The organism is Streptosporangium amethystogenes subsp. fukuiense (assembly GCF_042665875.1).
Classification (GTDB): Bacteria; Actinomycetota; Actinomycetes; order Streptosporangiales; family Streptosporangiaceae; genus Streptosporangium; species Streptosporangium fukuiense.
In genome coordinates this window covers 8378419-8403641 of record NZ_JBHTEE010000001.1, presented here as the reverse complement: position 1 = coordinate 8403641, position 25223 = coordinate 8378419, and the positions used below count along the sequence as shown (strand labels likewise).

Annotated in this window: 10 protein-coding genes; 1 reads left to right on the top strand and 9 read right to left on the bottom strand. The window is 70.7% G+C overall.

Going from position 1 to position 25223, the window contains the following annotated elements:
• Nucleotides 1-11: 11 nt before the first annotated feature.
• On the bottom strand, nt 12-6782 hold the full coding sequence (locus ACFQVD_RS37430; protein WP_386273366.1) for a type I polyketide synthase: 6771 nt from the start codon (nt 6780-6782) through the stop codon (nt 12-14).
• A 1-nt stretch (nt 6783) separates the two neighbouring features.
• Entirely contained in the window at nt 6784-16320 is a 9537-nt protein-coding gene (locus ACFQVD_RS37425) for a type I polyketide synthase (protein ID WP_343976669.1), read from the bottom strand.
• Between the two features lie 451 nt (nt 16321-16771).
• Between ACFQVD_RS37425 and ACFQVD_RS37420 the strand changes: the two genes are divergently transcribed.
• Nucleotides 16772-17518, top strand: coding sequence for a respiratory nitrate reductase subunit gamma (locus ACFQVD_RS37420; protein WP_343976672.1), 747 nt, complete (start codon nt 16772-16774; stop codon nt 17516-17518).
• A 34-nt stretch (nt 17519-17552) separates the two neighbouring features.
• Here ACFQVD_RS37420 and ACFQVD_RS37415 read toward each other — a convergent pair whose 3' ends face one another.
• From ACFQVD_RS37415 to ACFQVD_RS37385, 7 genes are all read right to left on the bottom strand, one after another.
• A complete protein-coding gene (locus ACFQVD_RS37415) occupies nt 17553-18476 on the bottom strand; it encodes an RNA polymerase sigma-70 factor (protein WP_343976675.1) in 924 nt (307 codons plus the stop codon).
• A gap of 147 nt (nt 18477-18623) precedes the next feature.
• Nucleotides 18624-19097 (bottom strand): carboxymuconolactone decarboxylase family protein, encoded by a 474-nt coding sequence (locus tag ACFQVD_RS37410; RefSeq protein WP_343976678.1) that lies wholly within the window; start codon nt 19095-19097, stop codon nt 18624-18626.
• Between the two features lie 165 nt (nt 19098-19262).
• Entirely contained in the window at nt 19263-21590 is a 2328-nt protein-coding gene (locus ACFQVD_RS37405; RefSeq protein ID WP_343976681.1) for a hypothetical protein, read from the bottom strand.
• A 199-nt stretch (nt 21591-21789) separates the two neighbouring features.
• Nucleotides 21790-22713 (bottom strand): LysR family transcriptional regulator, encoded by a 924-nt coding sequence (locus tag ACFQVD_RS37400; protein ID WP_343976684.1) that lies wholly within the window; start codon nt 22711-22713, stop codon nt 21790-21792.
• A gap of 11 nt (nt 22714-22724) precedes the next feature.
• Nucleotides 22725-23867 carry an NAD(P)/FAD-dependent oxidoreductase gene (locus ACFQVD_RS37395; protein ID WP_343976687.1) on the bottom strand — a complete coding sequence of 381 codons (1143 nt, stop codon included), beginning with the start codon at nt 23865-23867 and terminating at the stop codon, nt 22725-22727.
• Nucleotides 23864-24052 (bottom strand): ferredoxin, encoded by a 189-nt coding sequence (locus tag ACFQVD_RS37390; RefSeq protein ID WP_343976690.1) that lies wholly within the window; start codon nt 24050-24052, stop codon nt 23864-23866. The genes ACFQVD_RS37395 and ACFQVD_RS37390 overlap by 4 nt, the downstream gene beginning before the upstream one ends.
• On the bottom strand, nt 24049-25221 hold the full coding sequence (locus ACFQVD_RS37385; protein ID WP_343976694.1) for a cytochrome P450: 1173 nt from the start codon (nt 25219-25221) through the stop codon (nt 24049-24051). Before ACFQVD_RS37385 ends, ACFQVD_RS37390 begins: the two co-directional genes overlap by 4 nt.
• Nucleotides 25222-25223: the final 2 nt, after the last annotated feature.

The window sequence follows — 25223 nt, the reverse complement described above, 5'->3', positions numbered from 1 at the left end:
GTCGCTTGACATCAGGAAATCGTCTTGTCGATGAGGTCGAATATCTCGTCGGTCGAAGCCGACATTATGTGTTCGACCACGGCATCCGACTGCCGCCGAGATCTGCCCAGACCTTCGAGCAAGCCGTTCAGTTTGGCTTCGATCGCAAATTTTTCGTCCTCGTCAAGGGCTGCCGAGGCGAGGGCGGCTTCGAATCTATTGAGCTCGGAAAGAAGGTCGGAGGACTCCTTCGTTATGACAGAGGAAAACCTGCTGTCGAGGTACGTACAGAGCGCGCGCGGGTTGGGATGGTCGAAGACGAGGGTCGGCGGAAGTTTGAGGCCGGTGTGGTGGCCCAGCTGGTTTCTGAGTTCGAGGGCTGTGAGGGAGTCGAAGCCCAGGGTCTTGAAGGGTTGCTCCGGGTCGAGCGAGGTGGAGGTGCCATGTCCAAGAACCATGACGGCTTGGGTCTGGACGAGTTGCAGCAGGCGCTCGCGCCGATCAGCGGAACCGAGGCCGGCCATTTCGGCCGCGAAGGAGTGTGCGGTTCCGGCGTCGCCGGCACGGCGACGAACGGAGGTCGCCGACAGACTGGTGAGAATCTTGGGGAGTGTTCCGGTCCGGGACTGCGCGGTGAGGACGCGAAGGTCGAGCGGAGCCGGCGCCAGTGCGGGCAGACCCGTGGCCAGCGCCGCGTCGTAAAGCTTCATTCCGTGCTCGGCGGTGATGGGGGTGAAGCCGAAACGAGCGAGACGTGACTTGTCACTACCGCTGAGATGGGAGGTCATCCCGGTGGCCGGCTGCCAATAGCCCCATGCCAGGCTCGTGACCGGAAGACCAAGGTGACGTCGGTGGTGGGCCAGGGCGTCGAGGTAGGCGTTGGCGGCCGCGTAGTTGCCCTGTCCTGGGGAGCCGACGGTACCGCTCAGAGACGAGAACAGCACGAATCCGGCCAGGTCGAGATGGCGGGTCTGCTGGTGCAGGTTCCAGGCGGCGTCGACCTTGGAGCGCAGTACCCGGTGCAGATGGTGAGGAGTGAGCGCTGGAACCGTCGCGTCGGCCAGCACTCCGGCGGCATGCACGACAGCGGTCAATGGGTGCTGCTGAGGAATGGAGTCGAGCAGAGCGGCGAGTGCGGCCGGGTCCGCGATGTCACAGGCTGCGACCGTGACCCTCGCACCGAGCTCGGTCAGTTCCTCGGCCAGCCCGACGGCGCCGTCGCTGTCCGGACCCCGGCGAGAGACCAGGAGAAGGTTTCTCATCCCGTACTCGGTCACCAGGTGACGGGCGAGCAGGCCACCAAGGGTCCCTGTTCCCCCTGTGATCAGCACGGTTCCGTTGCCGTCAGGCGCGTTCGGGAGAGTGAACACTATCTTGCCCACGTGGCGGGCCTGACTCATGTCCCGGAACGCCTGGCGTGCCTGCCGGATGTCGTACGTACTGATGGGAAGAGCAGGCAAGGTGCCGTCTTCGAACAACGGAGCCAGGCGGGTGAACAGCCGGTGAATGACTTCGGGGTCGCCGAGGGCGCGGTCGACGGCCTGGTAGACGACGCCGGGGTACATGGCGGCGACCTGACCCGCGTCTCGTACATCGGTCTTGCCGATCTCGATGAAACTCCCCCCGTTGGGAAGCAGTTCCAACGAGGCGTCGACGAATTCGCCCTTCAGGCAGTCCAGTACGACGTGCATTCCCTGGCCGCCGGTCACCTGCAGGAACTTGGCCTTGAACTCCAGGCTGCGGGACGAGGCGATGTGGTCGTCGTCGAGGCCCATCTCCCGCAGGATCGGCCACTTGGCCGGGCTTGCGGTTGCGAACACCTCCGCCCCCGCGTGCCGGGCAAGCCGGATGGCCGCCATACCGACTCCGCCGGCGCCCGCGTGAATCAGCACCCGCTGCCCGGCCTGGACTTCGGCCAGTTCCGACAGGGCGTGGTAGGCCGTCAGATAAGCCACCGGGGCCGAAGCCGCGTCGGTAAAGGACCAGTGACGAGGCACAGGGATCACCATGCGCTGGTCCGTGACTCCAGCGGGGGCGAACGAATCGGGTATGAACCCCATGACCCGGTCGCCGACGGCCGGCCCGTCCACGTTGGGGCCGACCTCGGTGACGACTCCCGCCCCCTCCAGGCCGAGACCGTCGTCTCCGACGAGGCCGAGAGCGACCATCACGTCGCGGAAGTTCAGTCCGCTGGCGCGGATACACATACGAATGTGACCGTCGGCCAGAGCCTGCTCAGGCCCCGGGCCCGCGATGTCCGCCGTGGTGGCGAGGCGCGCCGCTTCCGCCGAACCACACTCGGCGCCGGTCGACTCTCGCTGGAGCAGGGCTCCGGGAGCGACCGGATCCGGTCCGGCGCTGAGCACGAGATTGGCGAGGGTGCCCTTACCCACGGTGTCCAGCCGCCAGGAGGCGGCAGCCGGCAGAGAGAGAATGTCGTCCGATCGGACACGGGTGAGTCGGGACATGTGGACGACACCCTGGCGAAGGGCCAGCTGGCCTTCCTCGTCCTCCAGGATGTGACGGGTGAGCAGGTGCCGAATCTGCCGGTAGGAGGCTTCGTGGTGATCCGTGTCCAGTAGCGCGAAACGATTGGGGTATTCGTTCTGAGCAGTGCGGACCAGTCCCCATACAGCGGCCTGAGCAAGGTCGGGCGCCCCGTCCAGAGGGCCGGTCGCGATGGCGTGGTGAGTGAGGATGATCAGGCGGGTGTCGGTCAGCCGAGGGTTGTCCATCCACGCCTGCAGCAGCTTCAGAGCCTGCTCGGTGACGGCGTGAACGGCCGCCGGAACGTCGACACTGCCGGCGTCGATGAGAGGGGGAAGCCAGACGACCAGTTCTGGATCCTCTGTGCCGATCGAGCTCGGTCCGTCGATCAGCGCGGTCAGATCCCGGTGGACGGGGGCGGCACCGATCGCCGTGGCCACTTCGGTCGCTCGCTCCGGGTTCTGCTCTGCCAGCACAGCGCAGCGGGGCCGCCGTCGTGCCGCGGCATTCGCCGGCATGGGCCTGATGTCCGCTGTCCAGGAGAGGTGGAAAAGATTCGAGCCGACGTCGGAGGCCACGGCAGGAGCACTGTTCAGCGTGTCGGCGTCGCTGGAGCGGAGGGTGAGGGCGTCGATGGTGATGACGGGCGCGTCCGCGGGATCTGTGGCGGTGACACTGACGGTGTCGGCGTCGACGGTGGTGATGCGTACCCGCAGCATCGTGGCGTCGGTGGCGTGCAACGTGATGCCCGACAACGCGAACGGCAGCCGCACACCACTACCACCACCGGTGTCGGTCGGCAGTACCAAAGGGTGAAGCGCCGCGTCGAGGAGAGCCGGATGGATGCCGTGACCGCGGCTGTCGAGGCTTTCGGGAAGCCGGACCTCGGCGTAGAGGTCATCGCCCTGGCGCCAGATGGCGCTCACGGCCTGGAACGCGGGACCGTACTGGTAGCCGTCGGCGGCCAGACGCTCGTACAAGCCCTCCACCGAGACAGCCTGCGCGCCCGGCGGCGGCCACGAAGCCCACCCCACCACCGTGGACGACAAGGCATCTGATGAGACGCGGGACAGGTATCCGCTCGCGTGCAGCGTCCACCCCTCGCGCCCACCACCGCCCGTGGTGTGCGGACGGGAATGAACGCTGAAAGCGCACCGGTCCTCCTCTGGCGCCCCGACGATGACCTGCAGGTCCACCGACCCCTCGGCGCCCAATGCCAATGGCGCCCGCAACACCAGCTCATCGACAACCTGATGACCGGCATGATCGGCAGCCCGCAGCACCAGATCCACAAACGCCGTACCCGGCACCAGCACCCTGCCCGCCACAGCGTGGTCAGCGAGCCACGCATGCCCCCGCAGCGAAAGCCGACCCGTCAACACCACCTGACCCTGCTCGGCCAACTCGGTCACCGCACCCACCAACGGATGATCCGACACCTCCAGACCTGCCGCCGACGCACCCGCCCCGACCGTCGGGGTGAGCCAGTAGCGCCGGTGCTGGAAGGGATATGTCGGCAGCTGCGGTCGCTCGCTGAGTGGCGGGGCCGGATAGAGCACGTTCCAGTCGGGGCTGAGTCCATGGACATGCAACGTCGCCACCGCCGTGGCCAGTGCCGTTACCTCCGCGCGATCCTTGCGCAGACTGCCCACCGCCACCGCGGGCGTCCCACGAGCCTCAACATGAGCCTCGACCCGGGCCGCCAACGCCGGAACCAAGATCGGGTGCGGACTCACCTCGACGAACACCCGGTGATCCTGATCCAGCAGGCTTTGCACCGTCTCGTCGAAGCGCACACTGTTACGCAGGTTGCGGTACCAGTAGCCGCCATCCAACCCCGTGGTGTCCGCCGGGCCTCCCGTCACCTCACCTTCGACGGTGGAGTAGAACGCCACCTCAGCCGCCTGCGGGGCGATCCCGGCCAGCGCCTTCAGGATCGGCTCCTCCAGCGTCTCCACCAGCGGGGAGTGGGAGGCGTAATCCACCTCCACCGCCCGAGCCCGCACCCCCTCGGCCTCACACACCGCGAGAAACTCCGCCACCGCCTCGGCCGTACCCGAAACGGTCGTGCTCTGCGGGCCATTGACCGTCGCCACCCACAACCGGCCCCGCCAACGCTCCAACAAGACCAACACACTGGCCTCATCAGCCCACACCGACACCATCGCGCCGGTACCGGCCAGACGCGCCAACGCCCTGCTCCGCAACACCACCACCCGCGCCGCGTCCTCCAACGACAACGCACCCGCCACATACGCCGCCGCGATCTCCCCCTGCGAATGCCCGACCACCGCATCCGGAACAATCCCCCACGACCGCCACAACCGCGCCAAAGACACCATCACCGCGAACAACACCGGCTGCACCACCTCAGCACCCGCCAACGCCGGCGCCCCCACACCACCCCGCAACACCTGCACCACCGACCAACCGGTATGCGCACTCAGCGCCCGGTCACACTCATCCAGCGCGTCGCGGAACACCTCGAAGGCGTCATACAACTGCAAACCCATACCGGCCTGCTGCGAACCCTGACCGGGAAAGACGAACACCGTCCTGCCCGGCCCCTGCGCACTCACCCGCCCATACACCACACCCGGATGAGCACCCCCCTCGGCAACAGCCTCCAGCGCCCCACCCGACACCACACCACCGGCCACCGAACCCGTCACCGAGCCCGCCGGGTCCACGATCACCGCCCGGTGCGCGAAATGCGTCCGCCCGACCGCCAGCCCATGCGCCACGGCCACCACATCCACATCCACATCCGGACGATCGGCCAGATACCCGCCCAACCGCCGCGCCTGCTCCCGCAACACCTCCTCACTGCGCCCCGAAAGCGGCCACACCACCAACGACGACCCAGCGGAAACCCCACCGGCACCACCGGAACCAAGACCATCGACGACCGGCGACCCCTCCGAGACGACCGGCGGCTCCTCCAAGATGAGATGAGCGTTCGTCCCACTGATACCGAACGACGACACCCCCGCACGCCTGGGCCGCCCACCCCCCGGCCACACCCGCGCCTCGGCCAGCAGCGACACCGCCCCCTCGGACCAGTCCACATGCGGACTCGGCTCATCCACATGCAACGTCCTCGGCAACACCCCCCGCTCCATCGCCATCACCATCTTGATCACACCGCCCACGCCGGCGGCGGCCATGGTGTGACCGATGTTGGACTTCAGCGACCCCAGCCACAACGGCCGATCAGCCGGCCGGTCCTGCCCATAGGTGGCGAGGATCGCCTGCGCCTCGATCGGATCACCCAACCTGGTCCCGGTCCCGTGCGCCTCCACCGCGTCCACCTCCGCGGCGGCCAGCCCCGCCTCCGCCAGAGCGGCACGAATGACACGCTGCTGCGAAGGACCGTTGGGAGCAGTCAGGCCGTTGGAAGCCCCGTCCTGGTTCACCGCCGTCCCCCGGATCACCGCCAGCACCGGGTGACCCAGACGACGGGCGTCGGACAACCTCTCCAGCAGCAGCATCCCGGCGCCCTCGCCCCAGCCGGTCCCATCGGCCGCCGCGGCGAACGACTTACACCGCCCATCGGGTGCCAGCCCCCGCTGTCGCGCGAACTCCACGTACATCCCCGGGGTCGCCATGACCGTGACGCCGCCGGCCAGCGCCAGCTCGCACTCATCCCGGCGCAACGCCTGAACGGCCAGATGGATCGCCACCAGCGAGGAGGAACACGCGGTGTCCACCGTGATCGCCGGCCCCTCCAAGCCCAGCGTGTACGCGATGCGGCCGGACGCCACACTGAGGGTGCTCCCGGTCAGCAGGTAGCCGTCGTGGCCTGCGGTCGGCTCGTGCAGGCGGGGGCCGTACTCGGAGGTCAGGGCTCCGACGAACACCCCCGTCGCGGTGCCGCGCAGGCCGGCCGGGTCGATGCCCGCGTGTTCGAGCGTCTCCCAGGCGACCTCCAGCAGCAGCCGCTGCTGCGGATCCATCCCCAGTGCCTCACGGGGCGAGATGCCGAAGAACTCCGCGTCGAATCCGTCCGCGTCGTGCAGGAACCCTCCCTCTCGCACGTACGTGGTTCCGGCGTGATCAGGATCCGGATGGAACAGGGCGTCGAGGTCCCACTCCCGGTTGACGGGAAACGCCCCGAGCGCGTCCACCCCGTCCGCGACCAACCGCCCCAGATCCCGCGCCGAGCGCACCCCGCCCGGGTAACGGCAACCGATGCCCACGATGGCGATCGGTTCGCGTGCCCGGTCGGCCGAACGCTGACCGGCCTGCTTCAGCCGCTGGATCTCTTTCAGAGAGCGGCGCAGCGCCTCGACGAGTTCTTCGCCGGATGCCTTCATCTCAACTCTCCGATCCACCCGGCCACGAGGAATAGTCGTGGGCCAGTTCTAGAAGGTCGCGGGGGTCCATGGTGTCGATGTCGTCGGTGCTCGGAATTCGCACGGTGTCGTGTGCCGGTGAACCGTTGGCGAGGGCCAGCAACTGCTCCATCAGTCCGGTTTCACGTAGCTTCCACAGCGGAATGGCGGCGAGCGCGGCGCGTACGGCGCTCTCCTCCGGGTCGGCCTCGGCGGTGGGCCCGGCGACCGTGGCGTGCAGGTGGAGCGCGACCGCCTCCGGAGTCGGGTGGTCGAAGATGAGGCTGGAAGGGAGGCGCAGGCCGGTGGCGGTGTTGAGGCGGTTGCGAAGTTCGACCGCGGACAGGGAGTCGAAGCCGACCTCCTTGAACGCGCGGCGGACGTCGACGCCGGCGGAGTCGGCGTGCCCGAGGGTGGCGGCCACGTGACCGCGGACCATGTCGAGCAACAGGCCGCGCTGGGCGACCTCGGTCAGCCCGGCGAGCTGTTCGGCGAGCGAGACGGTGCCTGACGGAGCGGCGGCACCGGCGGTGCGCCTGGCCGGTGTGCGGACCAGCCCCCGCAGCAGCGGCGGCACGGTCCCCTCACGGGCCGCGGCGACCAGCGCCGCCCCGTCGAACTCCGTGAGCAGCAGGAACGGATCTCCGGTCGACAACGCCCTGTCGAACAGGGCGAGCCCGGACTCGGCGGTGAGGGGTTTGAGGCCCGAGCGGGTCATCCGCCGCAGGTCGGTGGCGGTGAGGCCCCCTGTCATGCCGCTGCTCTGTTCCCACAGTCCCCAGGCGAGGGAGAGGCCGGGCAGGCCACGGGTGTGGCGGTGCCGGGCCAGGGCGTCGAGGTAGGCGTTGGCGGCGGCGTAGTTGGCCTGCCCGGGACCGCCCAGCGTACCGAGGGCCGAGGAGAACATGACGAACGCGGTCAGGTCCTGATCGCGGGTGAGCTCGTGCAGGGTCCAGGCCGCCTGCGCCTTCGGGCGCCACACCTCCTGAAACCGCTCCGAGGTCAGGGAGCCGATGACGCCGTCGCGCAACACGCCCGCGGCGTGGACCACCATGGTCAGTTCGCGTCCGGCGAGCAGGCCGGCCAGGGCGTCGCGGTCGCCGATGTCGCATGCGACGATCTCCACCCGCGCGCCGAGTGCGCCGAGTTCCGCCGCCAGTTCCGAGGCCCCTTCGGCATCCGGTCCGCGCCGGCTGGTCAGCAGGAGCCTGCGGGCGCCGTGTCGGCGGACGAGGTGCCGGGCCACGAACGAGCCCAGCGTCCCGGTTCCACCGGTGATCAGAACCGTGCCCTCCGGGTCGAACGGCGCGGGCACGGTGAGCACGATCTTCCCGACATGACGGGCCTGGCTCATGAACCGGAAGGCCCGCGGAGCCTGCCGGATGTCCCAGCAGGTCACCGGCAACGGCTGGAGCACTCCCCGCTCGAACAGCCCGACCAGTTCCACGAGCATCCGCTGAACATGATCGGGTTCCAGTCGCAACAGGTCGAACGCCTGGTAGACGACGCCGGGATGGGCCTTGGCGATCTCATCGGGGTCGCGTAGGTCGGTCTTGCCCATCTCGATGAAACTGCCCCCGCGGGGCAGTAGGTCGAGGGAGGCGTCGACGAACTCCCGCGCCAGTGAGTTCAGTACCACATCCACACCGCGCCCCCCGGTGGCTCGCAGGAAACGCCGGGCGAAGGCCAGGTCCCGGGTGGAGGCGATCCGCCCGTCGTCCACCCCGAGGCCGCGCAGGACGTCCCGCTTGCCGTCGCTCGCGGTCGCGTAGACCTCCGCACCCAGATGCCGGGCCAGCTGAATCGCCGCCATGCCCACACCGCCGGCTCCCGCGTGAACCAGGAGCGATTCCCCCGGTTTCAGTCCGGCCAGGTCCACAAGCCCGTGGAACGCGGTCAGGAACACCACCGGCACCCCGGCCGCCCGCGCGAACGACCAGTCTCCCGGTATCCGGGCGACCAGGCGCCGATCCGTCACCGTCAACGGCCCGGCGCCGTTCGGGAACAACCCCATCACCCGGTCGCCCGGACGCACTCCGGTGACCTCCGCGCCGACCTCGACAACGACTCCGGCCCCCTCCCGGAGCACCCTGCGGTCGGCCAGCATGTCCAGCGCGATGAGCACGTCCCGGAAGTTCAGCCCGGCCGCCCGCAGCGCGACACGGACCTGCCCGGGCTCCAGCCCACCGACCGACTCCGGGCAGTCGACCAACGCCAGGGCGTCCAGTCCGCCCTGCTCGGTCACCTCCAGCCGCCAGCCGCTCCGCCCCGGCGGCACCAGCGCACCCCTCCGCGCCGGATACGGGACCACCCGTGCCGCCAGCAGCCGCCCCTCACGAACCGCGAGCTGGGACTCGCCTCCCGTCGACGCGGTCCCGATCGCACCCGCCAGCGCGGCGTCCGACGCCTGACGCCCGTCCACGTCGATCAGCGCCAGCCGCTGCGGGTTCTCGGTCTGCGCGGTACGGACCAGCCCCCACACCGCGGCCGGCACGTCGCCGACACTCTCGCCGTCAAGCGCCGCGACCGCACCGCGTGTCACGACCACCAGCCGCGACCCGTCGAACCGCTCGTCGGCGAGCCAGCCCCGCACCAGGCTCAGCACGTTTTCGACACGGCCGGCGGCCGCGGTGGCGCTCTCCCAGTCCTTGCCCGCGTCCACCACGGCGACCACCACGCCAGGTCCGGCGGGAACCGGGTGGTCGTCGAGCCACGCGCGCAGCTGATCCAGACCGGCGAACCGTCGACCGGGCGGAAGGCCGGCGAGCGGCTCCGTCCCCGGGCGGTCCTGCCCGTCGGCGCCGAGCCGTACCACCCAGGTCGAGGTGGTGTTCAGCGGCGTCTCGACCGCGTCGACCGGCGTCCAGTCGAGCAGGTGCGTCCCCTCATGCCACTCACCGGCAACGGGACGGTCGAGAAGGTCCAGCTGCTCCGCGCGCACGGGCCGGAGCGTGAGCTCCTCCACCAGCGCGACCGGCGCCCCACCGGGGTCGGCGCAGACCAGGCCGACGGCATCGGCGGACGTAGGGGACACCCGGACGCGCAACGTCCGCGCCCCGGTGGCGAACAGGCGCACCCCGCTCCAGGAGAACGGCAGTCGTACGGCGTCGGCACCCGCGTCGGCCACCAGGATCGTCTGCAGGGCCGCGTCCAGCAGCGCCGGGTGAATTCCGTAACCGTCGTCGGCCACCGGCTCGGGCAGCCGCACCTCGGCGAAGGTCTCCTCGCCCCGCCGCCAGACCGCGTGCACCCCCTGAAAAGCCGGCCCGTACCCGTATCCCCGCTCGGCCAGCCGCTCGTACGCTCCGTCGAGCGCCATCGCCGTCGCACCCGCGGGCGGCCACACCGCCAGGTGCTCCCCCTCTCCGGCGATCAGGGGTGCCAGCACTCCGGAGGCGTTCCGCGTCCACCGGTCCCCGTCCGCCGAGGCCCCGCCCCGGCGGGAATGGATCGTGAACGAGCGCCGCCCCTCATCGCCGGGTCCGGCGATGAGGAGTTGGACGGACACCTGCCCGCCCTCATCCGGCACCGCCAGCGGCGCCTCCAGTGTCAGCTCCTCGATCCCCCCGCAGTCCAGACGGTCCGCCGCGTGCAGCGCCAGTTCCGCGAACGCGGCACCCGGCAGCAGCACCCGGCCCAGCACCGCGTGATCGGCCAGCCACGGATGCGCGCTTCGCGACAACGAACCGGTGAAGACGACACCGGTGCCGTCGGCCATCTCCACCGCCGCGCCCAGCAACGGATGGTCCGCCGCGTCCACTCCCGCCCGCGTCACGTCGCCCGCCCCGAGGGCGGGGGGCAGCCAGTAGGACCGGCGCTGGAACGCGTACGTCGGCAGATCACGACGGTGTCCGGCTCCGAGGACCGGTATCCGGTCGACCGGCGCGCCACTGACCCAGGCGTCGGCGAGCGAGGCGCTGAACCGCTCCGGCCCGCCCTCCTGGCGGCGTAGCGACTCGATGACCGCGACGGTGGCTCCCGCGTCGGCCGCGGTGTCCTCGATCGCACCGGTCAGCACCGGATGCGGGCCGACCTCGACGAAACGGTCGTGTCCATCCTGGATCAGGGTGCGGATCGTACGCTCGAACTCCACACCATGGCGTAGGTTGCGGTACCAGTAGCCCGCGTCCAGTCCCGCGGTGTCCAGCGCCTCGCCTGTGACGGTGGAGTAGAACGGGATCCGTCCCGCCCGTGGCGCTGTCGCGGCGAGCGCTTCGAGGATCGGCTCACGAAGAGCCTCCACGTGCGGGCAGTGCGAGGCGTAGTCCACCGCGACCCTCCGGGCCTGCGCCCCCCTGGCCCGGTAGACGGCCATGATCTCCTCGACCGCGTCCGGATCCCCCGCCACCACGGTGGCGGCCGGGCCGTTGACCGCGGCCACTGACAGACGTCCTCGCCGACCGGCCAGTTCCTCGCGGACACGATCGGCCGGCACGCCCAGGAACGCCATGCCGCCGGTACCGGCGAGCGCGGTCAGGGCCCGGCTGCGCAGCGCGACGACACGCGCGGCGTCCGCCAGGGACAGGGCTCCCGCGACACACGCCGCGGCGATCTCCCCCTGGGAGTGGCCGACGACCGCGTCCGGGCGAACGCCATGGGCCTCCCAGTTCCTGGCCAAGGACACCATGACGGCGAACAGAGCGGGCTGCACGACGTCCACCCGGGCCAGAGCGCCGGCATCGCGGAGCACCTCGTGCAGGTCCCACGGAACGTGCGGAGCCAGGGCGTCCGCGCACTCGGCGAGCGCCTCGGCGAAGACCGGTGAGTGTTCGGCCAGCTCGACGGCCATGCCCGCCCACTGAGAGCCCTGCCCGGGAAAGACGAACACGGTCCTGCCGCGGGCGGGCACACCCCGGGAGACGTTGGGGGCCGCGACTCCCTCGGCCAGCGCGGTCAGGCCGGAGAGGAAGTCCGCGTGTTCGCCTCCCGTCACCGCCGCGCGATGCTCGAACACGGCGCGGGTGCCGGCCAGGCTGTAGGCCACGTCGACCGGCCGCGGTTCCGGATCGGCCCGGACGAACTCCGCCAGTCGAGCGGCCTGCGCACGCAGCGCCCCCTCGGACCTTCCCGACAGGAGCCAGGGCAGCGCACGACGCTCCACCGTGCCCGCGTCCGTGGAGTCGGCCGCCGTGGGTTCGGCGACCGACGGCGGCTCCTCCAGGATGAGGTGCGCGTTCGTGCCGCTGATCCCGAAGGACGACACCGCCGCCCGCCGCGGCCGCCCGTACGGGAGCCACGGCCGCGGTTCGGTGAGCAGCGACACCGCCCCGCCCGCCCAGTCGACGTGCGGGCTGGGCTCGTCGACGTTCAGGGTCTTGGGCAGGATGCGACGCTCCATCGCCATGACCATCTTGATCACACCGCCGACCCCGGCCGCGGCCTGGGTGTGGCCGATGTTGGACTTCATCGACCCCAGCCACAGCGGCCGATCGACCGGCCGGTTCCGGCCATAGGTGGCGATGATGGCCTGGGCCTCGATCGGGTCGCCCACGGTGGTACCGGTGCCGTGGGCCTCCACCGCGTCCACGTCGCCTTCGCCGAGCCCGGCGGCCGTCAGCGCCTGCCTGATCACACGCTGCTGTGACAGCCCGTTCGGCGCGGTCAGGCCGTTGCTCGCGCCGTCCTGGTTCACCGCCGACCCCCGGATCACCGCGAGCACCCGGTGACCCAGACGCCGGGCATCGGACAGGCGCTCCATGAGCACGAGAGCGGCGCCCTCCCCCCAGGCGGTGCCGTCGGCCGCCGCGGCGAAGGGCTTGCACCGGCCGTCGTGGGAAAGCCCCCGCTGCATGCTGAACTCGACGAACAGCCCGGGGCTGGACAGGACGGCGGCACCACCGGCCAGTGCCATCGAGCATTCGCCCTGACGCAGGGCCTGGGCGGCGAGGTGCATGGCGACCAGGGAGGAGGAGCAGGCCGTGTCGACCGTGATGCTGGGGCCTTCGAAGGCGAACGTGTGCGCGATCCGCCCGGACGCGACGCTGGGCGAGTTCCCGGTCAACAGGTAGCCGTTGTGGCCGTCCGCCGGTTCGTACAGGCGCGGGCCGTACTCCTGGGCTCCGGCGCCGACGAACACCCCGACGGGTGCGCCGCGCAGCGTGGCCGGATCGATGCCGGGCCGTTCGAACGCCTCCCAGGCGACCTCCAGCAGCAGCCGCTGCTGGGGATCCATCGCGGCGGCCTCGCGGGGGCCGATCCCGAAGAAGTCGGCATCGAAGGCGGCGGCGTCGAGGAAACCGCCTCGCCGGACATAGGTACGGCCCGGCACTCCCGGCCGCGGGTCGTACAGCCGGCTCAGGTCCCATCCTCGGTCGGTCGGGAACGGCCCCGTCGCGTCGACCTCGTCCGCCATCAGCCGCCACAGGTCCTCCGGTGAACCGACACCGCCCGGATAACGGCAGGCCATTCCGATGATCGCGATCGGTTCGCCGGCTCTGACCTCCGCGTCCTCCTCGCGCGCCGCTCCCGTGCGGTCGTCGCCCCACACCGCCTCACCGAGGTGGCGGGCGAGCGCTTCGGGGGTGGGGTGGGCGTAGACGAGCGTGGCATCGCGGCGCAGCCCGGCCGCGTCGGTCAGCCTGTTGCCGAGTTCGACCGCCATGAGCGAGTCGAACCCCAGGTCCTTGAACATCCGCCCGGGCTCGACGGCGTCCGGACCGGCATGGCCCATGACCGCCGCGGCGTGTGCCCGCACGAAGTCCAGCAGGACCCGCGGCCGCTCCTCCGCGTTCGCCGCGGTCAGCCTGCCGGAGAGCGACGAGGTCTCCGTCCTGGGAACGCCCGGCGTCCGATCGACCGGCCGGGACTCGCCGGCCCCGTTCTCCGCGGCCACGGCGCGGGCGGGCCGCGCCGCCTCGCCGGGCCAGTACGACCGACGCTGGAAGGCATAGGTCGGCAGGTGGACCCGCCGACCGGCGGTGAGTGTAGTGGTCCAGTCGACCGGTGCGCCGCTGACGTGAGCGTGGGCGAGTGAGGTCCGGAAGCGGGCGGAGCCGCCGTCGTCGCGACGCAGCGAGTCGATGACGGCGACAGGGGAATCCGCGCCGGCGGCCGTGTCCATGATCGCGGTGGTCAGTACGGGGTGCGGGCTGATCTCGATGAAGCGGTGGTATCCCGCGGCCAGCAGACCGCGGACCGCGCGTTCGAAGTCGACCGGCCGGCGAAGGTTCCGATACCAGTAGCCGGCGTCGAGCCCGGCGGTATCCATGACCTCGCCGGTGACGGTCGAATGGAAAGGGACCCGGCCGGAAGACGGCTTGATGGAACCGAGCCCGTCGAGGATCGGCTCCCGTAGCACCTCCACATGTGCGCAGTGGGAGGCGTAGTCGACCGCGATGACCCGCGCGTGGACTCCCCTGGCCTGCAGGTCCGCCACTATCCCGGCGACGGCGTCGGCGTCTCCGGACACGACGGTCGCGGCGGGGCCGTTGACGGCGGCGACGGCCAGACGCCCGCGCCGACCGGCCAACTCACCGCGGACCTCGTCGGCGGGGAGCCCCAGGAAGGCCATCCCGCCCGTACCGGCGAGGCGGGTGAGTGCCCGGCTGCGCAGGGCCACGATCCGGGCGGCGTCCGCCAGGCTCACCGCACCGGCGACGCAGGCCGCGGCGATCTCCCCCTGGGAATGCCCGACCACGGCCTCGGGGCGCACCCCGTGCGCCTCCCAGTGCCGGGCGAGGGAGACCATCACCGCGAACAGGGCGGGCTGCACGACCTCGACGGACCGGAGAGCGGCGGGATCACGGAGCGCCTCGCCGAGGTTCCAGCGAACATGCGGAGCCAGTGCCTCGGCGCACTCGTCGAGCGCCCCGGCGAACACGGCGGAGGCTTCGGAGAGTTCGACGGCCATGCCGGCCCACTGGGACCCCTGGCCGGGGAAGACGAACACGGTCCTGCCGGGCACGGGCGTGCCCCGCACCAGGTTGGGCGTCGCGGTGTCCCCGGCCAGCGCGGTCAGGCCCCGGAGAAGGTCGCCGCGCTCGCTCCCCAGCACCACCGCCCGATGCTCGAAGGCGGTGCGCGTGGTCGCGAGGCTGTAGCCCAAATCCACCGGACGCAGCCCGGGATCGGCCTCGACGCGCTCCACCAGCCGGGCGGCCTGCGCGGCCAACGCCGCCTCCGAGCGGCCCGAGACCACCCAGGGCACCACCTCCGGGCCGCCGGGGTCCGCCATGAGGCCGGCCGACGAGGGCTCGTCGGCCGGCGGCGCCTCCTCCACGATCACATGCGCGTTGCTGCCCCCCATCCCGAACGAGCTGACGCCGGCGATCAGGGGCCGATCCGGATGAGGCCAGGGACCCGAAGCCGTCCGCACGCGCAGGTTCAGTTCGTCGAGCGGGATGGCCGGAGAAGGCGATGTGAAGTTCAAACTCGCCGGCAACGTCCGCGCCTCGATGCTCAGCGCGACTTTGAGCAGGCCCACGATTCCGGCGGCCGCCTCCAGATGACCGACATTCGTCTTGACGGACCCGACGACGAGCGGGCTGTCCGCCGGGTGCAAGGCGCCTACCGCCGAACCGAGGGCGGCGGCCTCGATCGGATCGCCACGCCTGGTCCCGGTGCCGTGCAACTCCACGTACTGCACCTGTACGGGTGAGACACCGGCCCGCGCGCACGCGCGCCGCACCACGTCCGCCTGGGCGTCGGCGTCGGGCACGGTCAGCCCGCCGGTGGCACCGTCGTTGTTCACCGCGCTGCCCCGGATCACGCAGTAGACCCGGTCCTCGTCCGCCAACGCGCGGGCCAGTGGCTTGAGCACGACGACGACCCCGCCCTCGCCGCGTACGAACCCGTTGGCGCGGGCGTCGAAGGTGAAACAACGGCCGTCCGCGGACAGGCCGCCGAACCTTGCCGCGGCCAGGGTCCCCTCCGGCAGGATGCCGAGGTTCACCCCGCCCACCAGCGCGAGAGCCGACTCCCCGCTCCGCAGGCTCTCGACCGCCAGATGGACGGCGACCAGGGACGAAGCCTGCGCGGCGTCCACCGTCATGCTGGGACCCCGCACCCCCAGGGCGTACGACACGCGGTTGGCGATGAGGCCCCGGTTCAGCCCCGTCAGGGTGTGCTGAGAGATGGCGGCGGTTCCCCGCCGATCCAGCAGCCGGGCGTACTCATCCCCTGTCGCCCCGACGAAGACCGCCGTCCGGCTACCGGCCAGGGACGCGGGGAGGATGCCCCCGTCTTCGAGCGCCTCCCACGCCAGCTCCAGCATCAACCGCTGCTGGGGATCCATGGCGACGGCCTCGCGGGGTGAGATCCCGAAAAAGCCCGCGTCGAACTCGGCGACCCCGTCGAGGAATCCTCCGCGCCGGACACCCGCGTGATCCGGAGGGGTGTCGTCTCCCGGCTCGATGTCCCACCTGCCCTCGGGCACGGGTGTCAGTGCGTCCACACCGTCCCGGAGCAACCGCCAGAACGCCTCCGGATTCGGCGCCTGGGGGAGTCGGCAGGACACTCCGACGATCGCGATCGGCTCATCGGAACTGCTCGTTGGATCGTGTGCCGTCTCGTCGGCGCGCACAGGAGATGGTCCTTCCGCAGGGTAAGCAGACGTATGAATCCGAGACGCGTCGCATGCTCGCCGTGGGACGTCGTTCAGGGGGGCACACCTGGAGTACGGCCACATGTGGTGCCTTCGCCGGAGATGTGAGACGCCGCCACAGGAGTGCGGAAGCCGCTCGGCGTCCGTCCCGCCGTGTCAACGGGAGGAGCGGATCGACGACAGCCGGTGAAAGGGGAACGCCCGCGCAGGTGCCCCGCGGATACCGTCTGACTACGGCAGGGACAAGACGACGGCGTCGCGTCGGTCGCAGTCGAGCCGGTCGACGTTCGGGGCCATGCCACCGGTGACGGCGGCGGGCTAGCCGTCGTCGAGCCGGTGAGCGGTCATGTCGAAGTCGGTCATCTCGGAGGAGCCCTTTCCCCGATTGGAATGTGCTCGCTTAAGATCACAGAGGCCACTTGTGAAACTCTTGGGGATCACTGTGATCGCCCAGCTCAGCGAAGCCGAGACCGAGGCCGTACCGTCCGCCGCACGCCGTCGGGTTCGCACGCCCCCCGTACCCGGCGACCCCGAGCGGCGCGGCCTGGCCATCGGCGTCTTCGGCGCGGGCATGGGCGGCACCGCGATCAGTGCCTTGACCACGGTCAAGCTGGTCAAGGCCGACGGCGCGGCCACCCCGTTCCTGCTCACCGCCGCAGGCCTGGCCGTCTACACCGTCGTGGCGTGGTTCACGCTGCGCGACGCGCCGGGCCGCACGGTCCCCACCCAGCCGCTCGCCGCGCGCCTGGCCGCCACCGCGAAACTGCCGATCACCTGGCAGGCGTGCATCCTGTACACGGTGGCCTTCGGCGGGTATATGGCGTTCTCGGTGTACCTGCAGACCACCTACGTGCTGGAAGATGATCGGCACCGCCTACTGGTACCTGCACACCGACCAGTGGCGCTACGACACCTACAGCGCCGACGTGGTGGCCTCGCCACTGGCGGGCGGCGGCGCGTTCACCGGCAAGGCCACCGCCCACCTGCTGTCGCGGTCGGCCCGGCTGGGCTGGATAGCGCGCTGCTGCTGTTCGCCGTCTGGCCGTTCACCCGGCTGGTGCACATGCTCACCGCGCCCGTCGGCTACCTGACCCGGCCGTACGTGGTCTACCGCAGCCGTGACGAGCAGCCGACCGGCGCCCGCGCCCCTCGCAGGGGCTGGGAGCCGTCCCGCTGACGGCACGGGCACGGCAGCACATCGCCGTGGCCCCTCATTCCGTGCGCCGGCGTGCCTGCCTTACTTCGCGGTCGATCGCCCAGGCGTCCGCCACCGGGCCCACGTGCCCGAGCTTGTCGGGGTTGATCACCGAACGGATCGTCTGGACCTGCCCGTCGAGCACATCGAGCACCAGGATGTGGAGCACCCTGCCGTCCCGGTCGCGGAAGATCGCACCCGGCTGGCCGTTGACCTCGTGCGGCTCGAACGTCACGTCGATCCGGGCCAACCGGGGGAAGAGAGAGGCGAGCAGCCGGGCCACGTTCTCGGCGCCGACGACGGCCCTGGCCAGCTGCGGGGCCTTGCCGCCGCCGTCGCCGACCACCGACACGTCGGCGGCGAGCAGTTCCCGCAGGCCGACGAGGTCACCTTCACGGAGGGCGTCGAAGAACCGCGACGCCAGTTCCTCCCGCTCTGCGCGGACCGCTTCGAAGCGCGGCCGCCCGGCCTCCATATGCCGCCGTGCCCGCACCAGCAGCTGCCGGCACGCCGCCTCCGACCGCCCCACCGCCGCGGCGACCTCGTCGAACCCGAAGCCGAACACCTCCCGCAGCACGAACACCGCCCGCTCCAGCGGGCTGAGCCGCTCCAGCAGCAGCAACGCCGCCATCGACACCGAGTCGGCCAGCTCCGCCGACCGCGCCGGATCCTGATACGGATCGCTGAGCAGCGGCTCGGGAAGCCACGGGCCCACGTACTCCTCCCGCCGCACCCGCGCGGAACGCAGCACATCGATCGAGATCCGCGTCACCGTGGTCGACAGAAGAGCCTTGGCCGACGTGGGCCGGGTCGCCGAGCCGTCATAGCGCAGCCATGTCTCCTGCACCGCGTCCTCGGCCTCACCCACACTGCCCAGAATCCGATAGGCGATCGAGAACAGCAGCGGCCGCAGCTCCTCGAACTCCTCGACCTTGCTCACGCCGGACCCCCTTCCCCCGCACCTCTCACCCGGCCGTACCCGCCGGTGCGGGCATCTTCCGATGATCGTCCGGGACGCCGGAGAGACACCCCGAAGCCGGAAGGCTCGGAGCCCGTGGCCGGGCCCCGAGCCGGTCGCCGATGCCGTTCAGTGAAACTGCCCTGGCACGTGGTCGCCGGCCGGCTGCCGGGTGATGATGTTCAGCCGGTTCGCCGTGTTCATGAAGGAGACCAGGATCACCAGGGCGGTGAGCTGCTCCTTGTCATAGTGCTCGGCGGCGTACGCCCACACCTCGTCGTCGACCCCACCGGCCGCGTCCGCGACCCGGGTCCCCTCCTCCGCCAGCCGCAGCGCGGCGCGCTCGGCCTCGGTGAAGACGGTGGCCTCCCGCCACGCCGCTACCAGGTTCAGCCGCACCGGGGTCTCACCGGCGGCGACGGCCTCTTTGGTGTGCATGTCGACGCAGACGGCGCAGCCGTTGATCTGACTTACCCGAAGCGCCACCAGTTCCTGCGTGGCGGCCGGCAGCGGCGAGTCCTTGAGCGCCTTGCCCGCCGACATGAAGTGCTTGAGGACCTTGCCGGCGGTCGGGTCGGCGAAGTAGTCGAGTCGCGCGTCCATGCTGTGCTCCTCCGTGGTCGTTGACGGCTACACCCCCTGAGACGGGGTAGCCCGATCCCCTGTGACATGGACGGGTGTGACCCGCGTCTCCCGGCCTCCGAGCCAGGCCGGCGTCGACCTGCCGGGCACGGGGTTCGCCGTCGTCCTGACCCGCCTGAGGCGTGCTCACCGACTGGAAGGCTTGCGGTACGTGATCGGCTTGTCCCCCTTCCCGGGGAACGCCATGATCAACAGACGCTGGCCGCCCTCCTGCTCTCCCTTCCACCTGAACCAGTCGTAGTGCACCCGGATCCGGTAGTGCCCCGCACGGCCGTTGAGCGACAGGTCGGGAAATTCGGTGCCGCTCAGCTCGTCCCTCAGCACGATCTCGCCGGTGGGGCTCTCGTAGCCGACCTCGGCGACGTGGTCCCAGCCCTCGGTCTCCACCGGCGGGCGGCGGGTGTAGGTCTCCAGCGTGACGCAGAGGTCGAAGTCGGAGTGCGTCAGGATCATCAGGTGGCCGGGAAGCGCGGCCACCAGGTCGTCGTCCTGAGCCTGCTCCAGCAGGTCGTCCTCGGACGGGTCCCCGCCGTCCTCGGTCGGTTCGTACGTCTCCACGACCCCGTAGTCCGTCCACTGGGGTTCCTTCATGCGGATCGCCTTGGCCGGTTCGATGAGCGGGCGGTGGCGCGGGCTCGAGTCGCACATGCGCTGCGCGTCGGCCTGCCACTCCTGGATCTCCCGGTCCCGTTCGGCGGCCGCGGCCTTGACCACGGCGCCGGCGCTGGGGCAGATCTCCGCGAGCGGGTAGGTCAGGTCATCGCGCTTCAGCCCCTCCGTCGCCCGAAGGCGGGCGACCTCCTGCGGATCGTTACGGGTGTAGATGCCGCACAGCCATCGGGCACGGGCGAGGATCACGGTGTCGGGCGTGGTGACGGCGAACTTGATCAGGTTTCCCTGCCGGAGGGAGCACACGAGTCGCTGGTCCCGGGTGAGCCTGGGCTCCTCGGGCTCGCCCCTCCACGCCTCGCGTGGGGCGCAGTCCTCGGCCGCGGTGACCGGGCTGCGGGCCTGGTCCGCCACGGGCAGGAACCCGAGCGCGACCAGTGTGGCGAGCCCGGCCGGCAGCACGCGGTGGCGTACGCGCCGGGTGGGCGCGGCCGGGTACAGGAACAGCAGGAGCAGGGCGGAGGCGAGCAAGGCCGCGCTGTACCACAGCGGTGAGATGCCGAAGAAGGTCTCACCGTCCTTCCCCTGGGTGAACAGCCCCTCCGGGTAGATCTGCGTGCCTTCGTAGAAGAAGTCGCCGAAGTCCTCCGACCTCGGCGTCGCCGTGACCGCGCTGACGAAGCCCACGGCCGCGGCGATGGCCAGCGCCGGCGTCGTGAACCGCACGAGGTGGCGGGTCCGGCGCAGGACGGCGGCCAGGATCAGCAGCGCGGGGCCGCCGACACCGACGAAGACGTCCAGGACGAGCCAGGTCAGAGCATGCTCGCTGCCGCCGTCCACTCGGACGAACCGCTCGATCGCGCCTCTGGGGCCGATCCAGTGGTACCTGCCGTACGCGAGGTTGACGGCGGCGGGGATCAACGGGAGCACGACCGCCACGGCGGGCAGCGGCCACCACCTGGCCGCCGACCGCGCCGACGCCTGCCTTGGGGCCGGCCGCGGAAGGGGGTTCGCCAGCTCGTGGGCGGTCCTGGCGCTCCACACCAGCCCGAGGACGCTGGCGGCGCCGAGGAGCGTATAAGCCGTGATGATGTCGGGGAAACCGGTGCCGCCGAAGGAGACGAACCCGCTGGGCTGGAGGACGGACATCACCTGCGAGATGACGCCTATCCGGACGGTCGCCGCGCTCCATCGGGGATCCCTGGCCTGGGCGATCAGGATCGACACGGACCACGCCGGCCAGCCGTACCCTTCGGCGAGGGTGAGGATCTGCGCGACGGCGCCCAGGTCGAAGGCGGCCGCGACCTCCTGGCCGATGCCGCTCACGTAGGCGATGCTCCCGACAACGAGTGAGAACAGCCGCAGCCTGCGGGAGACGATGTCACGGAGCACCAGGAAGAACAACCAGACGATGGCCAGCTGCACGAAACCGGAGACGATCCCCGTCACCGACCAGAACCAGTAGATCTCCAATGCGAGGATCAGCGGGGCGCCGACGATGATGAGCAGGCCGTAGCCGACACCGAGGTACAGGGCGAGCCGCAGCAGGCCGACCTTCCTGCCCCGGTGTGTCAGCTCACCGCGGGCGCGCCCGCGCAGCACCTGCCACAGGGCCCACGCCTGGAGCGCCCCGATGAGGATCAGGACGAGCGCCAGCCCCCGCGAGACAGTGAACGCCTCTCCTACGGGGCCGAGGAACCAGTTCATGCCGAAGTCGCGGGTGACGACCGTCCAGAGGACATCGCCCCGGTCGGTGGTCAGCGCGAAGGCGCCCAGTACGGCGACCACGACGAGGTAGCCGAGCGCGATCAGGGCGGCGATCCTGCCGAAACGGTAGCGACGCATGGCCATCTCTTGGGGGCGGAGCGGTCGAAGCGCCCAACCCTAGCGAGTCACCAGGAAGTTGATCAAGCCATGGCGAGCGCGGAGCTTTCGCGAGCCACCGTCGTCTCCTTCCTGCACAGTGCAACGAGGAAGAGGGGCGGCGTACGACGTGGACGGTCCACGCCGGCTCCTGGACTCGCGCGCAGTCGCCCGTAATGCGTCAGAGATCCGTTGCGACGTCGAGCAGTAGCGTCCGAAGCCATTCGATGAAGTACTGATCAGCCAGTCGGGGGTTCCAGACCATGTCGATCCCGAGCCCGGGAAGCGGGAACGGGAACTCCTCGATCCGCAGGTCGGCCAGCGTACGCATGGTGGCGGCGACCTGGTGGCGAAAGAGAGCGACGCCGCCCGCGCGCGCGACCAGGAAAGGCACCAGCAGAAAGTCGGAGACCAACTGGCCGACGCGGTAGGGGATCCCCTGCTCCTCCAGCACCGGATAGGGGAAGACCCGCCGATCTGTGTCGACGACGATGTGCGGCTGTGTGGTCAGCAGGTCGAGCGCGGTCGCGTCCGGTGGTGTGTCCGGTGAGGCCACCACCACACAGCGGTCGTCGTAGAGGCGCTCGCGCGGATACGGTGAGAAGTGCCCCTCGGAGAGCAGCACGACGTCGACGCCCCTGTCGGTGAAAGTGGCCTCGGTCGGCACCGTGATCGTAAGTATGCGCAACGTGGCGCGAGGAGCGCGCTCGGCGACGAGCCGCGCCAGTCGAGGGCCGACGACGAACGCCGTGCTGTTGGTCATGGCGACCGTGATGACGCGCTGATCCGTGGCGGGGTCGAAGCAGGGGAAGTTCACGATGCGTGCCGTCTGCTGCAGGGCACTGCGCAGCGGCGCGATCAGCTCCTGTGCCCGCGGGGTCAGGGTGACGCCTGCCCCCTGCCGGACGACGAGTTCGTCACCCAGCAGACGCCGCATTCTCGTGAGGGCGTGGCTCATCGCCGGCTGTGACAGACCGACCCGTTCCGCCGCCCTGGTCACCGAACGCTCTTCCAGGAGCGCGAGGAGCGGCACCAACAGGTTGAGGTTGACCGATGTCAGCCGGTCCAACCCCGAACCCGTGACGCCCTCTCCGTCGTGTCCCATGGAGAGGAACTTTACGCGGCCGCCCGGCTCATACGACGCAGCCGGGGAATCGGGACCCGGTGGTTGAGCGCCGCGGCCGCACCGGTCCCGTCATCGTGTGACCAGCGCATCAACGCCGGCCCGCCACCGGGCTCTCCGTCGACGTACGCCGGTTCCCCCGCCAGCGGCAGATAGCCCACCGCCTTGAGGCTCAGCCCGAACTGCTCGGTCCAGAAGTACGGCTGGAACCGGAGCGGCGGCGCGTCGTCGCCGCGGACGAGTGCCCTGGCTGCGGCCTTCGCCTGTTCGATCGCACTGCTCCACAGGGGGATGCGGCGCAGGCCGTACGGAGTGGGGAAGGCCGCGAGGTCACCGACGGCCGCGACGTCGGGCCGGACCAGCCCGCGCGAGTCGACCGGGATGGCGCCCTTCGCCACAAGTCCCGTGTCCGCGAGCCATTCCGTGTTGGGTACGTCGCCGACGGCGGTCATGATCATCTCTGCCTCGAGGGCCGCGCCCTCGGCAAGGACGACCCGAGCACTCACCGCACCCCGTTCGAGCCGTGCCGACCCGGTCTCGACGATGGTGAGCCCCTGGTCCAGCGCGGCCTTGACGAAGACGCCGGCGAGGTACGGACCGAGCTGGACGATCAGCGGCACGCCCTGGGAGACGAGGGTGACCTGGCAGCCGGCGGCCAGGCACCCCGAGGCGATCTCCATTCCGAGCGGGCCTCCGCCCACCACGACGACCGACGGCCTGGCCGCCAGCCGGCCGCGCAGGGACAGCGCGTCGTCGAGTCCGCGCAGGGTGAGTTCCTCGGAGAGGCCGGACAACCGCCGCGCCCGGGAGCCGGTGGCCAGGACGACGCGGTCGTACGGCAGAACCGTGCCGTCGCCGAGGGTGACGAGCCGACGGTCGAGGTCGAGCGCGGTCGCGCGTACGCCCAGCAGTTCGGTCGCCGCGTGGCCGGTCGGCGGAAGCTCGTGCGACGACATGTCGTCGCCGTCGAGCAGCAGCGCCTTCGACAGGGCCGGGCGGCTGTACGCCGGGTGCGGCTCGTCGCCGACGATGGTCAGCTCGCCGTCGAAGCCCGCCTCGCGGAGCGCGTCGGCCGCGGTCAGCCCGGCGATCCCGTTGCCGACGACGACGACGCGGTCCATCGTGCCCCCGCTCACGCGATCCTCAGCGCCGCGACCGGGCACACCCGGACAGCGGCGTTCGCCAGGCCGGCGTCGGCTTCGCCGACCTCCTCGCGGTCCAGCACGAGCTCGCCGTCATCGTCGAGGTGCATGAGCCGCGGGGCGGCCTCCTCGCACAGGTCGTGGCCCTCACAGCGGGGGCGGTCAAGAACGATCCTCATGCGGGGATCACCTCCAGGACGGGAAGCTCCTCGATGCTCCGGGTGATGTTGCCGGGGACACGGACCTCGGGCCCGACGACGAGGCGCTTGACGCGCCGGGAGAGCGCTTCGATCACAGCGTGAGCCTCCAGGCGCGCGAGTCCCTGGCCCGCGCAGCCGTGCGGGCCGTAGCCGAACGACAGATGGTCGACCGGATTGCGCTCGACGAGGAAGACGTCCGGGTTCTCGTAGTGCCGGGGGTCGCGGTTGCCGGCGCCGAGCAGGACCGCGACCTGCGCGCCGGCCGGGATGACGGTCCCGTCGATGTCGACGTCGGAGGTGGCGCGCCGGCCCCAGACGTTGACGGGAGGCCAGAAGCGCAGCACCTCGTTGAACGCCCCCGGTACCAGTGACGGGTTCTCGCGGACCAGATCGAGCTGATCGGGGTGCGCGGCGAAGAGGGCGACGATGTTGCCGATCGCCGCCACGGTGGTGTCGACGCCGGCGCCGAGGTACTGGTGGATGATGTGGCCGGCCGTGTCCGGCGGAACGGCGCCACGTGCCTCGGCGTCGAAGATGCCGCGGCCCACGGACCCTTCGACCAGGTCGGAGGCTTTGACCTGGGAGCACCATGCGTAGAGCTCGCCGGCGATCGGGAAGCTCTCGGCCGTGCGCTGGTTCATCGGACCGATGACCTGCATGGCGGCCTGTCCCCAGCGCAGCATGTTGTCGCGCACGTGGCCCGTGAAGCCGATCAGGTCCGCGACGACCTCCAGCGGGAAGGCCCGAGCGAGGGAGTCGATGGCCTCGAAGGAGCCCTTCTCGACGAGTTCGGCGACGAGTGCGTCCGCCTTCGCCTCGATCCGGCCCTTGAGCCCGCGCAGCGCACGCGGTGAAAGGTTCTCGGTGAGCGTGGCACGCAGCTGGGTGTGCACCGGCGGATCGGACGCGAGCGAGGTGCCGGTGAGCGCCTCGTTGGCCATCGGATTGAACGCGATCGAGGTCGAGGAGAACGACTCCCAGTCCGGGAGTGCGTCACGGATGACGGCGTACCGCGTCAGCGCGTGGACATCGTTCTTCGGGAGGTGGACGACAGGGCCCTGCTCCCGCAGTTCGGCGTAGACGGGGTACGGGTCGAGCACGACCTCGTCGGCGAAGAGATCGACGTCGGAGGTAGGCGGGGTGGTCATGC